The following is a 15,382-nucleotide window of genomic DNA, read 5'->3' on the forward strand; positions in this document are numbered from 1 at the left end:
GGGAATCGAACTGCTGTCAGAGTATCGGGTGGGTCCGACAGTTTCGGTGGGCTGCGGGTGGGGTGTGGATGAGTTGTTCGATCGATGTGGGGTTCAGGATATCGGTGGGGTGTGACAATTCCGTTCGGGGTGACATTGCCTGCAGGACAATGCTCGTGGCCAGTTCGTCTCGGGTGGTGACGGTCTCGATACGACCTCGGCTAGCGCCTCGGCCTACTCGACCACCAGAAGGCTGACCTCGGGTCTACTCGACCACCAGAAGGTGTCGTCACGGTCTACTCGACCACCAGGGGGTGTCGTCGCGGGATTGGTTGGTGGGGAATCGAACTGCCGTCAGACTATCGGTCGGGTCTGACAACTTTGGTGCGCTGCGAGTGGGGTGTGGATTAATTGGTCGTTGAGCTGTTGGGTTCAGGATATCGGTCGACTACGACAACTTTCGATGGTGAGAGTGGTTGGGGACCACAGGGACCGGGGACGCTTCAAGCCCTCAGCGGGACCGCACCTGAATCGCAGCTGTCACCATCTCGGTCCATGTCGCGACCACCTGTTCGCGCCGGCGAGAATCGTCGGACAAGGTGTCGGCCAGGCCGAGACCGCGGGCGAGGTCGAGGGTGACCTGCGCGATTCGATGTGAATCAGGGTAGCGGTCGTCGGGATCGATGGCCGCCACGGTCATCCGGTGAGCGGCGCGCGCGAACTTTGCCTCCATCGGCAGGATGAGCTCCCGCAACGCCGGGTCAGAAGCTGCGGCGGCCCACACCTGCAGCGCCGCTTTGAATTCGGTTCCCGTATAGATGGCAACCGCACGGTCGACCGCGGCGGCCACGCGGGCATCCTTGTCGTCGGGTAGGGACGCGAGAACACCCGACGCGGTTGAGGTCATCTCTTCGAACACCTGCTCCAGCACCGCAGTGATCAGCGCTTCGCGGGTGGGGAAATGATGTTGAGCCGCACCACGCGACACCCCGGCACGCTCGGCGACCGCAGCCACCGTGGCCGCCGCCCACCCGTCATGCGCGAGAGCGTCCATCGTCGCCTGCACCAGCCGCTCACGAGTCAGCCGCGACCGCTCCTGGCGGGGTTCGCGCGGCACCGACGCACGGGTACCACTCGTCGTCATCGCTGATCCGCGGTGAGATCCCACGGCGGACGTTGCTTGGACAGGAACGCAGTCATTCCCGCCCGGGCTTCCTCGGACCCGAAGAGTTCCGCCGACTCCGCCGCCCGCGCATCGGCTTCGGTCTCAAACCGCGCCAGCACCTCTGCGGTCGTCAGCGCTTTCGACGCCGCGAGCCCCTGCGGGGAGGATCGTCGGAGGCCGGCCAGCACGGCGTCCAGGCCGGACCCGAGGTCGTCGACGGTGGCGAAGGCTTCGGTCACCAGCCCGATACGGACCGACTCCTCGGGCCCGAAGGTCTCACCGGTCAGGAAGAACCGCCCGGCAGCACGCGCTGTCAGCTTCGGCAGCAGCACCAGCGAGATCACCGACGGCGCCAACCCGAGCCGCGCCTCCGTCAGCGCGAACGTGCACGATGGACCCGCCAGCACCATGTCGGCGGCACCGATCAGCCCGAATCCCCCGGCACGCACGTTTCCGTCGATGCGCGCGACCACCGGCTTGGGCATCGTCAGGATCGTGCGCATCAGATCAATCATCGACCGCGTCCCGTGTGCCGACGCGTCCTCCACCGACATTCCGGACTTGAGTGCCGCGCCGAGATCGGCACCTGCACAGAATGTCCCACCGGTATGAGTGAGAACCACAGCCCGCGCCGAAGGATCGTCGGCAGCCGACTGCAACGCACTCGACAGCTGGCCGACAAGCGCTGCACCGAGTGCGTTCCGGTTCGCGGGTGAGTCGAGCTCGAGCGTCGCAATACCGTCGACGATGCTCGTGTGGACGACCTCTGTGGTCTCGTCGGTCATGTCATCCTCGCCTTCGGCTCACGCGGTCTCGTTCTCGCCCATCGGTCACGGTCAGTACGATTTCGGCAGCCCGAGACTGGTCTGCGCGACGAAGTTCAGGATCATCTCGCGGCTCACCGGCGCGATCCGGGCGATCCGGGCGAGACTCAACAACGGCGCGAGGCCGTACTCGGTGGTCAGTCCGTTGCCGCCCATCGAGTGAACGGCATGGTCGACGATCTTCACACACGCTTCCGCGGCAGCAAATTTCGCCATGTTGGCCGGTTCGGCAGCACCCCAGTCGTCTCCCGCGTCGTAGAGCGTCGCGGCCTTCTGCATCATCAGCTTGGCCATCTCGATCTGCACCTTGCCCTCCGCGAGGGGATGCGCGATCGCCTGGTGGGCGCCGATCGGCGTCTTCCACACCGTGCGGTCGTTGACGTAGGCGACCGCCTTGTTCAGCGCGAACCGACCCATGCCTACCGCTGATGCCGCGGCCATGATGCGTTCCGGATTCAAACCCGCGAACAGCTGGCTCAACGCCGCGTCCTCGGAGCCCACCAGCGCGTCGGCCGGCAGCCGCACATCGTCGAGGAAGAGCTGGAACTGCTTCTCCGGGTTCTGCAGCTCCATCTCGATCATCTTGTATTCGAAGTTCGGTGCATCGGTCGGCACGATGAACAGCGCGGGCTTGAGGTTGCCGGTCTTTGCGTCCTCGGTGCGCGCCACGATCAGCACCGCCTCGGCCTGGTCGACCCCGGAGATGTACACCTTGCGTCCGGTCAGCAGCCACTCGTCACCGTCGCGGCGGGCCGTGGTGGTGATCTGGTGGGAGTTCGATCCGGCGTCGGGTTCGGTGATGCCGAACGCCATCGTGATGGTGCCGTCGGCCAGGCCGGGAATCCACCGATCCTTCTGCTCGTCGGTGCCGAAACGCGCGATGATGTTGCCGCAGATGGCCGGCGACACCACCAGCATCAACAGTCCGGCACCGGCCGCCGCGATCTCTTCCATCACGATCGACAGTTCGTACATGCCGGCGCCGCCGCCGCCGTACTCCTCGGGCAGGTTCACTCCGATGAAGCCGAGTTTTCCTGCTTCCAGCCACATCTCGTCGGTCTTCCGGCCTTCGCGGGCACATTCCCGGAAGTACTCCTGACCGTACTTCGCAGCGAATGCCGCCACCGACGCACGCAGCGCGGCGCGTTCCGGGGTCTCGACGTACGGGTTGGGGGCCGCCTCGTTGAGCGTGTCGGTCATCCGACCTTCTCCTTCTGTTCTGCTGCTTGGTCTGTGTGGTTGTTCTCGTCGTCGGTGATCACCGCGAGGACGTCGCCCACCGACAGCTGTTGTCCGGGCTGCACGGAAAGCGTGGCAACGACGCCGTCAGTGGGCGCGGAGATGGTGTGTTCCATCTTCATCGCCTCGAGCCACAGCAGCGGCTGACCGGAGCTCACCCGATCGCCCTCCGCGACGGCGACGCGGATGACCGCGCCCGGCATCGGTGCCAGCAGCGACCCCGGCCGTGCGATCGCGGACGGATCGACGAAGCGCGGGATGCGCCGCATCGCCACCGACACCCCGGGCCGGTCGACCACGATCAGGTCGCCGTACCGCGACACCGCCCACACGTGGCGGACGCCGTCGACGTCCACCGTCACCTGATCGGGGGTGGACGACACCACCGTGGTGCCAGGGAGATCGGGCAGATCCACGCTCGCGCGTCCATGCCGGTAGCGGACCTCGATCTCGGTCTCGCCCCGAACCTCGGCGAACCGTCGCACCCGATATCCCGCCGCGAGATTGCGCCAACCCGAGGGCACGCCACGCTGCACCGGAGCATCCCGCCGCGCGGCGGCCGCATCGGCGAGCGCGGCGACCCCCGCCGCGAGGTGAATGTCGCGGTCGGTGGCCGTCGACGCCGACAACACGTCAAGTCCGATCTGGTCGATGAACCCGGTGTCGGTCTCACCGGCCAGGAACTGCTCGGTGCGCAGCGTGTTGACGAGCATGTCCCGGTTGGTGACCGGCCCGTGGATTGTCGCGTCGGCCAAGGCGCGAGCCAGCATTGCCGCCGCACGTCGACGATTCGGCGCCCAACTGATCACTTTCGCGAGCATCGGATCGTAAAACGTGGAGATCTCACTGCCGTCGACGATGCCCGAGTCGACGCGGATGCCGGGCCGCGACAACAGCCCGAACTCGGTGTCGGCGTCGATCCGGATGGCGTGGACGGTGCCCGACTGCGGCTGCCAGTCGGCCGCGGGATCCTCGGCGTAGAGGCGCACCTCGATGGCGTGTCCGTTCGCGGCGGGCTCCGCGTCGTCCAGGGGCTCCCCCATCGCGACCCGTAACTGCCACTCCACCAGGTCGGTGCCGGTGGTCAACTCGGTGACCGGATGCTCTACCTGCAGCCGGGTGTTGGTCTCCAGGAAGAAGAAGCGCCCCGACTCGTCGGCCAGGAACTCGACCGTGCCCGCCCCGGTGTAGCCGATGGCCGACACCGCCGACCGCGCGGCCTCGAACAACCGTTGCCGCAGGTCGCCGCCGATACGCTCCACCAACGGTGCCGGTGCTTCCTCGACCACTTTCTGATGGCGCCGCTGAATCGAACATTCGCGTTCACCCACGGCCCACACGGCGCCGTGGGTATCGGCCATCACCTGGACCTCGATGTGGTGCCCACGCTCGACGTACGGTTCGCAGAACACGGTCGGGTCGCCGAACGCCGACTCCGCTTCCCGTGCTGCGGCCGCCACGGCATCGCCCAGTTCGTCGAGCGTCCGCACGATGCGCATGCCGCGGCCGCCGCCACCGGCCGATGCCTTGATCAGCAGGGGCAGGTCGTCTGCGCCGACGGCCGCCGGGTCGAGGTCACCGAGCACGGGAACCCCGGCGTCGGCCATCAACTTCTTGGCGTTGACCTTGGAACCCATCGCCGAGATGGCCGACGGCGGCGGTCCGATCCAGGCCAGGCCGGCGTCGATCACCGATTGCGCGAATTCGGCATTCTCCGAACAGAACCCGTACCCGGGATGAATGGCGTCGGCACCGGCCGCACGGGCTGCCGCGATGATGAGATCGCCGCGCAGGTAGGTGTCGGCGGAGGTGGACCCGGGCAGCCGTACCGCGGCGTCGGCCATCCGGGTGTGCGGGGCGTGTTCGTCGGGGTCGGAGAACACCGCGACGGTGCGCAGGCCCATCGCCTGTGCCGTGGTAAACACGCGGCAGGCGATCTCGCCACGGTTGGCGACGAGGACGGACGTGATCTGTGGTGTGGAATCTGTCATGGGTGCCTCACATCCGGAAGACGCCGAAGTTGGACGTGCCCTCCACCGGGGCGTTGTGAATCGCCGACAGGCACAGCCCGAGCACGGTGCGGGTGTCGCGGGGATCGATCACGCCGTCGTCGTAGAGCATGCCGGACAGGAACGCCGGCACCGATTCCGCCTCGATCTGCGCTTCGATCATCTGCCGCATACCGGCGTCGGCGTCCTCGTCGACCGTCCCGCCACGCGCCTCGGTCGCCGCCCGCGACACGATCGAGATGACACCCGCCAGCTGCGCTGCCCCCATCACCGCGGATTTGGCGCTGGGCCAGGCGAACAGGAAGCGTGGATCATAGGCACGCCCGCACATTCCGTAGTGCCCGGCGCCGTAGCTGGCGCCCACCAACACCGAGATATGCGGCACCGTCGAGTTGGACACCGCATTGATCATCATCGCGCCATGTTTGATGATGCCGTTCTGCTCGTACTCCTTGCCGACCATGTAGCCGGTCGTGTTGTGCAGGAACAACAGTGGCGTGTCACTACGGTTGGCCAGTTGGATGAACTGGGTGGCCTTCTGCGCCTCCTGGCTGAACAGGACACCCTGGGCGTTGGCCAGGATGCCGATCGGATAGCCGTGGATGCGGGCCCACCCGGTGCACAGCGAACTGCCGTATTCGGGTTTGAACTCGTCGAAGTCGCTGTCGTCGACGACCCGGGCGATCACGTCGCGTGGATTGAACGGGATCTTCAGATCTCCCGGCACGATGCCGAGCAGTTCCTCCGGGTCGTAGCGTGGTTCGACGACCTCGGCCACCGACCCAGGACCGTGTTTGCGCCAGTTCAGCCGCGACACGATGCGCCGGCCGATCCGGATGGCGTCCTGTTCATCGGCGGCATAGTGGTCGGCCAGGCCGGACTGACGGGCGTGCATCTGGGCGCCGCCGAGGGATTCGTCGTCGCTGTCCTCACCGGTGGCCATCTTGACCAGCGGCGGCCCACCGAGGAACACCTTGGAGGCGTTCTCGATCATCACCACGTGGTCGCTCATCCCCGGAACGTAGGCACCGCCGGCGGTGGAGTTGCCGAACACCAACGCGATTGTCGGGATGCCGGCGGCCGAGAGTCGGGTGAGGTCGCGGAACATCCGCCCGCCCGGAATGAACACCTCCTTCTGCGTGGGTAGGTCGGCGCCACCGGATTCCACCAGCGAGATCACCGGCAGCCGGTTGGCCAGCGCGATGTCGTTGCACCGCAGGATCTTGCGCAGCGTCCACGGGTTGGAGGTGCCGCCACGCACGGTCGGGTCGTTGGCGACGATCATGCATTCGACGCCTTCGACGACACCGATGCCGGTGACGACCGACGCGCCGACCTGGAAGTCGGAGCCGTAACCGGCCAACGGACACAACTCCAGGAACGCAGAGTCCTCGTCGATCAGCAGCTCGATGCGCTCACGCGGGATCATCTTGCCGCGCTTGCGGTGGCGCTCGACGTACTTCTCGCCGCCGCCGGCCAGTGCCTTGTCGAACTCTGCCTGCAACTCGGTCAGCTTCTCGGTCATCGACCGCTCGGCGACGCGGAAGTCCTCGCCGGCCGGGTCGAGGGTGGACCGGAATGTGGTCATTGCTGATACCCCAATCGTTTTGCCGCCAGCCCGGTGAGAATCTCGGTGGTTCCGCCGCCGATGCCGAGGATGCGCATGTCGCGGTACTGCCGCTCGACCTCGGTGCCGGTCATGTAGCCCAGCCCACCGAAGAGCTGAACCGCCTTGTTCGCCACCCACTCGCCGGTCTCCACCGCGGTGTTCTTGGCGAAGCACACCTCGGCGATGAGGTCGTCGCCCGAACTCACCTTCCGTTCCACGACGGCCCGGGTGTACGTGCGGGCGATGTCGATCCGGCGGGCCATCTCGGTGACGGTGTCCTGCACCGACTGCCGGTCGATCAACGGCTTGCCGAAGGTCTCGCGGTCTCGGACCCAGGCGAGGGTGAGGTCCAGACACCGCTGTGCGCTGGCGTAGGCCTGCACGGCCAGGCCGGCGCGCTCGGCGACGAATCCGGCGGCGATCTGGGCGAATCCGGAATTCTCCGGACCCACCAGATTGCCCACCGGAACGCGCGCGTCGACGAACGACAGCTCGGCGGTGTCCGAGCTTCGCCAGCCCATCTTGTCCAGTCGGCGGGTGACGGTGAAGCCGGGAGTGTCCTTCTCGATCACCAGTAGCGACACGCCCGCCGCGCCCGCACCACCGGTGCGGACCGCGGTGGTCACGAAGTCGGCGCGCACCGCCGAGGTGATGTAGGTCTTGGCCCCGTTCACCACGAAATGGTCACCGTCGCGGACTGCGGCGGTGTGCAGATGAGCCACGTCGCTGCCGCCGTCGGGTTCGGTGATGGCGAGGCTGCCGATCTTCTCCCCGGCCAGCGTCGGCCGCACCCAGCGGTCGATCTGGTCGGGGTCACCGGCGGCGATCAGATGCGGCAGCGCGATGCCGTGGGTGAACAGCGAAGCGAACACCCCTGCTGCCGCACCGGCGTAGTGGAACTCCTCCCCCAGCACGGACGCGTCGATCAGGTCGCCACCCGAGCCGCCGGTCTCCTCGGGGATGCCGAGTCCGAACAGGCCGAGTTTGGCGGCCTCGCGATGCAGTTCGCGCGGCAGCAGACCCTCGCGTTCCCAGTCGTCCTGCCGGGGCAGGACATGTCGTTCGACGAACCCGCGGACCGTCGAACGCAATTCGGTCCTCTCCGGACTGTCCCAGACCGGACTGGTGATGGTCACCGGTTCTCCTCGCTGTCGGTGGTCGCGGTGGTGAATGCCATCGGGATCGGCACCGGGCGCGACCGGAGCCATTCGCCCATGCCCTTGGCCTGCGGATCGAAGCGCACGTTCTCGGCCACGCCGCGACCGAGGACCTCCTCGATCACGAAGTTGATCGCATTGAGGTTCGGCAGCCGGTAGCGGTGCACCGTGAGGTCGGCAACCTCCGGTAGCAACTCCTTGAGCAGGTCGACGTCAAGGGTGTGATCGAGCCAGGCGAAGTGTTCCGGATTCGGCACCCACACACCGATGTTGGCGCTGCCCCCCTTGTCGCCACTGCGCGCGCCGGCGACCGTGCCCAGCGGCAACGATGACGTCGGGCCCCAGTCGGGTGCGCCGACGGTGGGCGAGTCGTCGTCGGCGTCGACGGGCACCTCGGTGCGCAACGGGCTCGGGTCGATGCGCTCGACCACGCCGTTGGGCAGCGCCACGCGGTGTTCCACGCGAGCGGCGTCGACATAGCCGGGTTCGAACACCCCGTACGGTGAGCCGTTGCCCGGCGGCCCGGTCATGGTGAAGCCGGGATAGCTCGCCAGCGCCAGTTCGACGGCGGTCGCCGAGAATGCCCGGCCGACCTTCTTCGCGTCGGGATCGCGGACCACGCACCGCAGCAGTGCGCTGGCCTGTTCCTCGGTGGTGGCGTCGGCGCGGTCGAGACGGGAGATTTCCCAATCGATCTCGGCCGGCCGGGTCGGGAGGGCGGCGGTGAACTGCTCGATGAACAGGTCGGCCTTGGCCTCGATGTCGAGACCGGTGAGGATCAGGGTGATCTCGTTGCGCACGCCGGCCAGGTGGTTGAGCGACACCTTGGTGGTGGTCGGTGGCGCCTCGCCGCGGACACCGCTGATCGACACCCGGTCGTCGCCGGCCCGGGCCAGGGTGATGGTGTCGAGTCGGGTGGTCACGTCGGGCCCCAGGTAACGCGGGCCGCCGACCTCGTAGAGCAGTTGTGCGGTGACCGTCCCGACGGTGACCGCACCGCCGGTGTCGGGATGTTTGGTGATCACCGACGATCCGTCGGCGGCGACCTCGGCGATGGGGAATCCGAGATGGCCCATCCGCGGGAGTTCGGTGAAGAACGAGTAATTGCCGCCGGTGGCCTGCGCCCCACATTCGATGACGTGGCCGGCCACCACCGCGCCCGCCAGCGCATCCAGGTCGTGCGACTCCCAACCGAATTCACTCGCCGCCGGGCCCACGGTCAACGATGCGTCGGTCACCCGGCCGGTCACCACCACGTCGGCACCGGCGTCCAGAGCGGTCTTGATGCCGAAGGCGCCGAGGTAGGCGTTGGCGGTCAGCGGTGTGCCCAGGCCGAGTTCGGTGGCGCGATGGGTGAGATCGTCGCCGTCGACGAAGGCGATCCCGGCGTCGATGCCCACACTGTCGGCGAGCTCGCGCAATGCGACGGTCAGTCCGTGCGGGTTGAGTCCGCCGGCATTGACCACGATCCGCACGCCCTTGTCGACGGCGAGGCCGAGGCAGTCCTCCATCTGACGCAAGAAGGTCTTGGCGTACCCGGCTTTCGGGTCCTTCATCCGGTCGCGACCGAGGATGAGCATGGTCAGTTCGGCGAGGTAGTCGCCGGTGAGGTAGTCGAGGTGACCGCCGTCGAGCATCTCGCGCACGGCGCTGAAACGGTCGCCGTAGAACCCCGAGGCGTTACCGATGCGAATGCTGCGGGTCGCGGTGTCGGCCATGGCCGTCAGCCTTGGGGTGTGGTGTTGTCGGGCGTCCGGCCTTCGCCGGGCGGGCCGGCGAAGGCCTGCGCGATGTGCGCCCACTGCCGGGTATCGTCGCCCTCGATGGTCAGGTCGAGGTCGTCGAGCGCCCGCCGCTGGGTGACCAGCTGGCAGAAGTCGACAGCGGGTCCGCGCACGATGTCGGTGGCGTCCTCGGGTCCCCAGGTCCACAGCTCGCCCGACGGAGCGGTGATCTCATAGCGGAAGGGGGCGTTCGGCGGGGTGAGACCGTTGACCGCGTAGGCGAAGTCGCGGGTGCGTACGCCGATGTGGACGACGCCCTTGATCCGGTCGGTCGCCGTGCGCGTGACGCCGAGGGCGTCGGCGATGTCGAGTCCGTGCGCCCAGGTCTCCATCAGCCGGGCCGTGGCCATCGAACTCGCCGACATCGGCGGCCCGAACCACGGGATCTTGGTGCCGGCGGGGACGCTGCGCAGGGCGTCGGCGAGCGACTTCCGCGCCGTCCGCCAGTCTTCGAGAAGCTGAGCGGGTGGCGTTGCGGATCGCTGCTCGGCCACCTCATCGACGAAGCCCGCCGGATTGTGCGCACCCGATTCGAGCACCGCGGCGAATCCGTCCGGGTCGGTCGCCGCGATCGACGCCACCTCGTCGGTCCACGACAGGTGCGCGATCTGATGGGCGATCGTCCACCCCGGCGCGGGCGTCGGTCGTGCCCAGCCGGCGTCGTCCAGGTCTGCGACCAGGTCATCGAGCTCTCGGGATTCATCGCTCAGATCGGCGACGAGCGTCTCCACCAACGACATGAGACCAGCGTCACACGACGGGTCAGAAAAATCAAGCACGCATGATTGTTTTGCGCCGACGGCAACCCCGATACCGCCGACGGCAACCGGAATGACGTCGACGGCAACCCGCAGCGGCGGTCGCCGGGTCGTCAGCGGTAGATGACGTCGGCGGTCGCCGTGCTCAACAACAGCCCGTCGTGTCCGCGCATGACCGCCTCGAAGGTGGCGATCCGCCGGCCCGCCTTCACCGCGCTCACCTCCACCGTGACCTCGGTCCCCTGTACCGCCGGCGACCGCAGGAAACCGATGGCCAGATCGCCGAGCTGATAGTCGACCCCGGCGGCCGCATTCGCCTGACCCGCGAACGAGCAGGCCTGCGCCACGATCGCCGCGATCATCCCGCCGTGCATGGTGCCGAAGATGTTGCCCATCCAGGGGCGGGTGGAGACGGTGAAGCGGACGCCGGCGGCGCGTTCCTGTGCGATCAGCTCCACCCGGCCGTTGAGCAGGTCGGTGATCGGCCCGGCCGCGCGCACCCCACTCGAGATCTGTCGAACGATCTCCCGCCCCGGCAGCGTCGGATCGATGGCCGGCGGGAGGTCGGCGCCGTGGGTACGCCGGCCGGTCGGGGTGGGCCCGGCCCCACGCGGGTCCCCTGGGTGGGTGTCGAAGGTGCGCGCGACCGCCACGTTGCGGGCGGTGCCGGTGCAGCACAGATGCCCGGTGGAGGTGACCACGTCCACACGGGTGGACCCGAACCGATCGTCGTGCATCATCAGCTCGGCGGTGCCGGTGAGGCGGTCGTCGACGCCGACGTGGCCCTGCATCGACATCGAGAGCCGGGCCTGCACACAGGGCGATCCGTCCGGACCCGAACGGAAGAACGGCAGGCCGCCGAGGTGGTCGAACAGGACCGCGAGAGCGGGCAGGTCGATCCGTCCGCGGTGATCGGCGAACACCGGACCCAATTGCTGATCAGCGACCACCCGCCCCTTGTCGAGGACCTCGATATTGCCGATACCGAAGGCCGTCATCGGATCGGTCGGTGCCGGCGGGTCGGTCGCATTCGGCTCAAAAACCATACTTCGATCCAAGCATCCATCCCCCAGTGGCCGTCGTCACGCTGCACGAATGGGCTGCAACAATGTCCGAGTAGACATTCTTCAGAATCTGTCCACGCCGAATGAGAACACGTTCTACAGTGAGTCTCGTGGCTGAGACCGTGACCCAACTCCTTCGCGAGCGGACCGATGACGACAACTTGGCGATCACCTACAACGGCCGTCGATGGTCGTGGCGTGAGTACGTCGCGGCGGCCGAGCAGGCGAGCGCCGCAGTGCTCGGGATCGCCGATCGTTCGCGTCCCCCGCACGTGGGCACGTTGTTGGGCAACACCCCCGACATGCTCATCGCACTGGCTGCCGGCGCGCTGGGCGGCTACGTCACCGTCGGTGTCAACAACACCCGCCGCGGCGACGGCCTGGCCGCCGACATTCTGCGTGCCGATTGCCAGATCCTCATCACCGACGCCGAGCACCGAGGACTGCTCGACGGCCTCGACCTGCCCGGCGTCCGCGTGCTCGACACCTCCGCGACCGAGTGGGCCGACCTGCTCGGCGAGGCCGGCGACCTGGTTCCGCTGGCCGTACCCACGGCGGCGGACACCTTCATGCTGATCTTCACCTCCGGGACCAGCGGCAACCCCAAGCCGGTTCGGTTCGCGCACATGATGATCCCGTTCGCCGGGCCGGTGCTCGCCGACAAGTACCAGATCGGCCCCGGCGACGTCTGCTACCTGTCCATGCCACTGTTCCACTCGGCGGCACTGATGGGCGGCTATTGCGTGGCACTGTGCGGGGGCGCCGCGATCGCGCCGGCGACGTTCTCGGCGTCGACCTTCCTCGACGACATCCGACGCTACAACGCGACATACATGAACTACGTGGGCAAGCCACTCGCCTACATCCTCGCCACCGAGGAGAAGCCCGACGACGCCGACAACCCGCTGCGGGTGGCCTTCGGCAACGAGGCGACCGACCGCGACATCACCGAGTTCTCCCGCCGCTTTGGCTGCACCGTATGGGACGGCTTCGGCTCCACCGAACTCGCCATCATCATCACCCGCGAGCCCGGCACGCCGGAGGGTTCGATCGGCAAGGGCTTCCCCAATGTGGCCGTGTACAACTCGGGCACGGTGACCGAATGCCCGCGCGCCGAGTTCGACGACAACGGCGCCTTGTCGAACGCCGATGAGGCCATCGGTGAGTTGGTGAATGTCGAGGGCGCCGGAATGTTCATGGGGTACTACAACGACGAGGCGTCCACCAGCGAACGGATGCGTCACGGGATGTACTGGTCGGGCGATCTCGCCTACAAGGACGCCGACGACTGGATCTACCTGGCCGGACGCACCGGGGACTGGATGCGGGTAGACGGCGAGAACCTCGCCGCCGGACCGATCGAACGAATCCTGTTGCGGCTGCCGGAGATCAATCGGGTCGCCGTCTACGCGGTGCCCGACGAGCACGTCGGTGACGCGGTGATGGCAGCGGTCGTCTTGCAGGACGACGCCACCCTGACACCCGAGAGACTTGCCGAACAGCTTGCTGCTCAGGCAGATCTGTCACCCAAGGCGTGGCCGCGGTTCGTGCGCATCGAGGACGACCTGCCGACCACCGCCACCAACAAGATACTCAAGCGGGAGTTGAAGAAGGAGGGCCCGGTGGCGGGCTCCCGCGGCACGCTGTTGACCCGCGACGCCCGGTCCACCGAGTATCGGCTGTCGGCGGACACCGCTGCGGTCTGACCACCATGAGCGCACCCACCGCCGACGGGACCGGCAGATCCGGCCTGCCCACCGACCCGGCGGATGTGACACCCGAGGTGCTCGGCCGACTGCTGAATACCGACGTGCGGTCGGTGCGCTACGAACGGGTAGGCTCCGGGCAGATGGCCGGCTCGTATCGGCTCACCCCGGAGTATGCGGAACACACCGGGCCGAACCCTCCGCCTGCCACATTGGTGGCCAAGCTCGCCATCGGAGAGCTCTCCCAGCGACAGTTCGCGGCCGGGGTGTTCCGCAACGAGGTGCTGTTCTACCGGCGGCTGGCACCAACACTGACCGCACCCATCCCGCGATGCCATGCTGCCGAGATCTCCGCCGACGACACCGAGTTCATCCTGCTGCTCGAGGACATCGCGCCGGCGGAACAGGGCGATCAGATCGCCGGATGCGCCCCCGAGCAGGCGCGTGCGATCGCGGTGGCCGCCGCCGGCATCCACGCGCCGCGCTGGTGCGACAACACCCTCTTCGAACTGCCCGGGCTGGCGCTGCCCACCCACGATGACCGTGTCCTGATGGATTCGATCCTCGAGCCCATGGCGGATACCTTCCGCAATCGGTTCGCGCTGACGGGGCGTGCCGCCGACGCCGTCGACTGGCTGGTCGCCGAGGCCGGGCCATGGATCGAGCGACCACCCCGCCGATTCGCGCTGATCCACGGTGACCTGCGGATCGACAACGTCCTGTTCGGCGCCGACGGCGCGGTCACCATCGTCGACTGGCAGACGATCACCGTCGGTAACCCGCTGCGCGACATCGCCTTTCTCTTGTCCACGAGTCTGACCACGGCGGATCGTCGGGCGCATGAGCGGGAGATCGTGGCGGCCTATCACGCCGCACTGATCGACCAGGGCGTCACCGACTGGTCGATCGAGGACTGCTGGGAGTCCTATGTCGACTCCCTCATCCAGGCGCCGATGATCATCGTGTTCGGTTGTGGCGCGGCCATGCCGACCGAACGTGGCGACCGGATGTTCAGAACGATGCTGGACCGCAGCGCCGCGGCGATCGACGACCTCGTGCCGGGTGCCCTCGGGTGAAGCTGGTCATCGGCGCCGGCGGCTTTCTCGGCTCCCATGTCGTTCGTCGCCTCGTCGCCGATGGCGAGCACGTCCGCGTCCTCGTCCGGGAATCGAGCGACACCCGGTCGATCGACGATCTCGACATCGAACGGTTCACCGGCGACCTGTTCGACACCGATCAGGTCGCTGCGGCGATGGCAGACTGCGACGTGGTGTTCTACTGCGCGGTGGACACGCGAGCCTGGTTGACCGACCCCGCACCGCTCTACCGGACAAATGTGGAAGCGCTGCGATCGGTGCTGGACGTCGCGGCGAACGCCGGCCTGCGGAAGTACGTCTACACCAGCACGATCGCCACGATCGGCCGCGTCACCGGACGGCCCGTGACCGAGTCCGATGCCTTCAACTGGCATCGGCACGCTTCTGACTACGTGAAGAGTCGGGTTGCCGGCGAAGAGCTGGCGTTGAGCTACGCACGTGACCGCGGTGTTCCGGTGGTGGCCATGTGTGTGGCGAACACATACGGAGCGCGCGACTTCCAGCCGACCCCGCACGGACAGTTCGTCGCCGCCGCCGCGTTGGGCAAGCTGCCGTTCACCGTTCGCAACTGTCACGCAGAGTCCGTCGGCATCGAGGACGCCGCCGACGCCCTCGTGCTGGCGGCGACGAAAGGCCGTGCGGGCGAGCGCTACATCGTCTCCGAACGTGTGATGGATCTCGGCGAGATCATCTCGATCGCGGCATCGGCGGGCAATCGTACGCCACCACGACTCGTGCTGCATCGACCGGTTCTCTATCTCATCGGGGCCGTCGGCTCCGTGAGAGCCGCCCTCACCCGCTCACCGGTCCAACTCACTGTGACCTCGGTTCGTCTGATGAACTTCATGTCCCCGGCCGACCACAGCAAGGCCGAACGCGAACTCGGTTGGCACCCACGTCCGGTGACCGACTCGATCACGGCCGGCGCCCGGTTCTGGATCGACCGTGTGGCGCAGCGGGCTTCCCGCTGATCGCCCAGCGAGCCACGTAC

At 67.5% G+C, this 15,382-nt stretch carries 12 protein-coding genes; 3 read left to right on the forward strand and 9 right to left on the reverse strand.

The features are described from left to right. Positions 1–490: 490 nt before the first annotated feature. The 9 genes from NWF22_RS03710 to NWF22_RS03750 form a co-directional block, all read right to left on the reverse strand. On the reverse strand, positions 491–1,123 hold the full coding sequence (locus NWF22_RS03710) for a TetR/AcrR family transcriptional regulator (RefSeq protein ID WP_160900576.1): 633 nt from the start codon (positions 1,121–1,123) through the stop codon (positions 491–493). Continuing rightward, on the reverse strand, positions 1,120–1,929 hold the full coding sequence (locus NWF22_RS03715; RefSeq protein WP_160900575.1) for an enoyl-CoA hydratase family protein: 810 nt from the start codon (positions 1,927–1,929) through the stop codon (positions 1,120–1,122). The genes NWF22_RS03710 and NWF22_RS03715 overlap by 4 nt, the downstream gene beginning before the upstream one ends. Positions 1,930–1,980: 51 nt before the next feature. Continuing rightward, a complete protein-coding gene (locus tag NWF22_RS03720; protein WP_160900574.1) occupies positions 1,981–3,168 on the reverse strand; it encodes an acyl-CoA dehydrogenase family protein in 1,188 nt (395 codons plus the stop codon). Further along, a complete protein-coding gene (locus NWF22_RS03725; RefSeq protein ID WP_160900573.1) occupies positions 3,165–5,198 on the reverse strand; it encodes an acetyl/propionyl/methylcrotonyl-CoA carboxylase subunit alpha in 2,034 nt (677 codons plus the stop codon). The genes NWF22_RS03720 and NWF22_RS03725 overlap by 4 nt, the downstream gene beginning before the upstream one ends. A 7-nt stretch (positions 5,199–5,205) precedes the next feature. After that, positions 5,206–6,804 (reverse strand): acyl-CoA carboxylase subunit beta, encoded by a 1,599-nt coding sequence (locus NWF22_RS03730; RefSeq protein WP_160900572.1) that lies wholly within the window; start codon positions 6,802–6,804, stop codon positions 5,206–5,208. Next, positions 6,801–7,961: an acyl-CoA dehydrogenase family protein gene (locus NWF22_RS03735; RefSeq protein ID WP_160900571.1), complete on the reverse strand. Its 1,161-nt coding sequence runs from the start codon at positions 7,959–7,961 to the stop codon at positions 6,801–6,803. The genes NWF22_RS03730 and NWF22_RS03735 overlap by 4 nt, the downstream gene beginning before the upstream one ends. Continuing rightward, a complete protein-coding gene (locus NWF22_RS03740; protein WP_160900570.1) occupies positions 7,958–9,700 on the reverse strand; it encodes an acyclic terpene utilization AtuA family protein in 1,743 nt (580 codons plus the stop codon). Before NWF22_RS03740 ends, NWF22_RS03735 begins: the two co-directional genes overlap by 4 nt. Before the next feature lie 5 nt (positions 9,701–9,705). Next, the gene (locus NWF22_RS03745; RefSeq protein ID WP_160900569.1) at positions 9,706–10,506 is read right to left on the reverse strand and encodes a TIGR03084 family metal-binding protein; all 801 of its coding nucleotides are present in this window, start codon (positions 10,504–10,506) and stop codon (positions 9,706–9,708) included. 131 nt (positions 10,507–10,637) lie between these two features. Next, positions 10,638–11,570, reverse strand: coding sequence for a hotdog domain-containing protein (locus NWF22_RS03750; RefSeq protein ID WP_160900568.1), 933 nt, complete (start codon positions 11,568–11,570; stop codon positions 10,638–10,640). A gap of 128 nt (positions 11,571–11,698) precedes the next feature. Here NWF22_RS03750 and fadD1 point away from each other — a divergent pair, with 128 nt between their 5' ends. Genes fadD1 through NWF22_RS03765 form a run of 3 tightly spaced genes read left to right on the forward strand, consistent with a single transcriptional unit; the run spans position 11,699 to position 15,362 of the window. Next, positions 11,699–13,294, forward strand: coding sequence for a fatty-acid--CoA ligase FadD1 (fadD1, locus tag NWF22_RS03755; RefSeq protein WP_160900567.1), 1,596 nt, complete (start codon positions 11,699–11,701; stop codon positions 13,292–13,294). A 5-nt stretch (positions 13,295–13,299) separates the two neighbouring features. Next, complete coding sequence (locus NWF22_RS03760) at positions 13,300–14,370, forward strand: phosphotransferase (protein ID WP_160900566.1); 1,071 nt, start codon at positions 13,300–13,302, stop codon at positions 14,368–14,370. Further along, positions 14,367–15,362, forward strand: coding sequence for an NAD-dependent epimerase/dehydratase family protein (locus NWF22_RS03765; protein ID WP_160900565.1), 996 nt, complete (start codon positions 14,367–14,369; stop codon positions 15,360–15,362). Before NWF22_RS03760 ends, NWF22_RS03765 begins: the two co-directional genes overlap by 4 nt. Positions 15,363–15,382 lie beyond the last annotated feature (20 nt).

The organism is Gordonia mangrovi, assembly GCF_024734075.1.
Taxonomy (GTDB): Bacteria; Actinomycetota; Actinomycetes; order Mycobacteriales; family Mycobacteriaceae; genus Gordonia; species Gordonia mangrovi.

Excerpts from the sequence above, each read along its gene's own strand:
- NWF22_RS03725 (WP_160900573.1), bottom strand. The coding sequence starts at position 5,198 with ATGACAGATTCCACACCACAGATCACGTCCGTCCTCGTCGCCAACCGT.
- NWF22_RS03745 (WP_160900569.1), bottom strand. The coding sequence starts at position 10,506 with ATGTCGTTGGTGGAGACGCTCGTCGCCGATCTGAGCGATGAATCCCGA.
- NWF22_RS03720 (WP_160900574.1), bottom strand. The coding sequence starts at position 3,168 with ATGACCGACACGCTCAACGAGGCGGCCCCCAACCCGTACGTCGAGACC.
- NWF22_RS03740 (WP_160900570.1), bottom strand. The coding sequence starts at position 9,700 with ATGGCCGACACCGCGACCCGCAGCATTCGCATCGGTAACGCCTCGGGG.
- NWF22_RS03730 (WP_160900572.1), bottom strand. The coding sequence starts at position 6,804 with ATGACCACATTCCGGTCCACCCTCGACCCGGCCGGCGAGGACTTCCGC.
- NWF22_RS03715 (WP_160900575.1), bottom strand. The coding sequence starts at position 1,929 with ATGACCGACGAGACCACAGAGGTCGTCCACACGAGCATCGTCGACGGT.
- NWF22_RS03710 (WP_160900576.1), bottom strand. The coding sequence starts at position 1,123 with ATGACGACGAGTGGTACCCGTGCGTCGGTGCCGCGCGAACCCCGCCAG.
- NWF22_RS03760 (WP_160900566.1), top strand. The coding sequence starts at position 13,300 with ATGAGCGCACCCACCGCCGACGGGACCGGCAGATCCGGCCTGCCCACC.
- NWF22_RS03750 (WP_160900568.1), bottom strand. The coding sequence starts at position 11,570 with ATGGTTTTTGAGCCGAATGCGACCGACCCGCCGGCACCGACCGATCCG.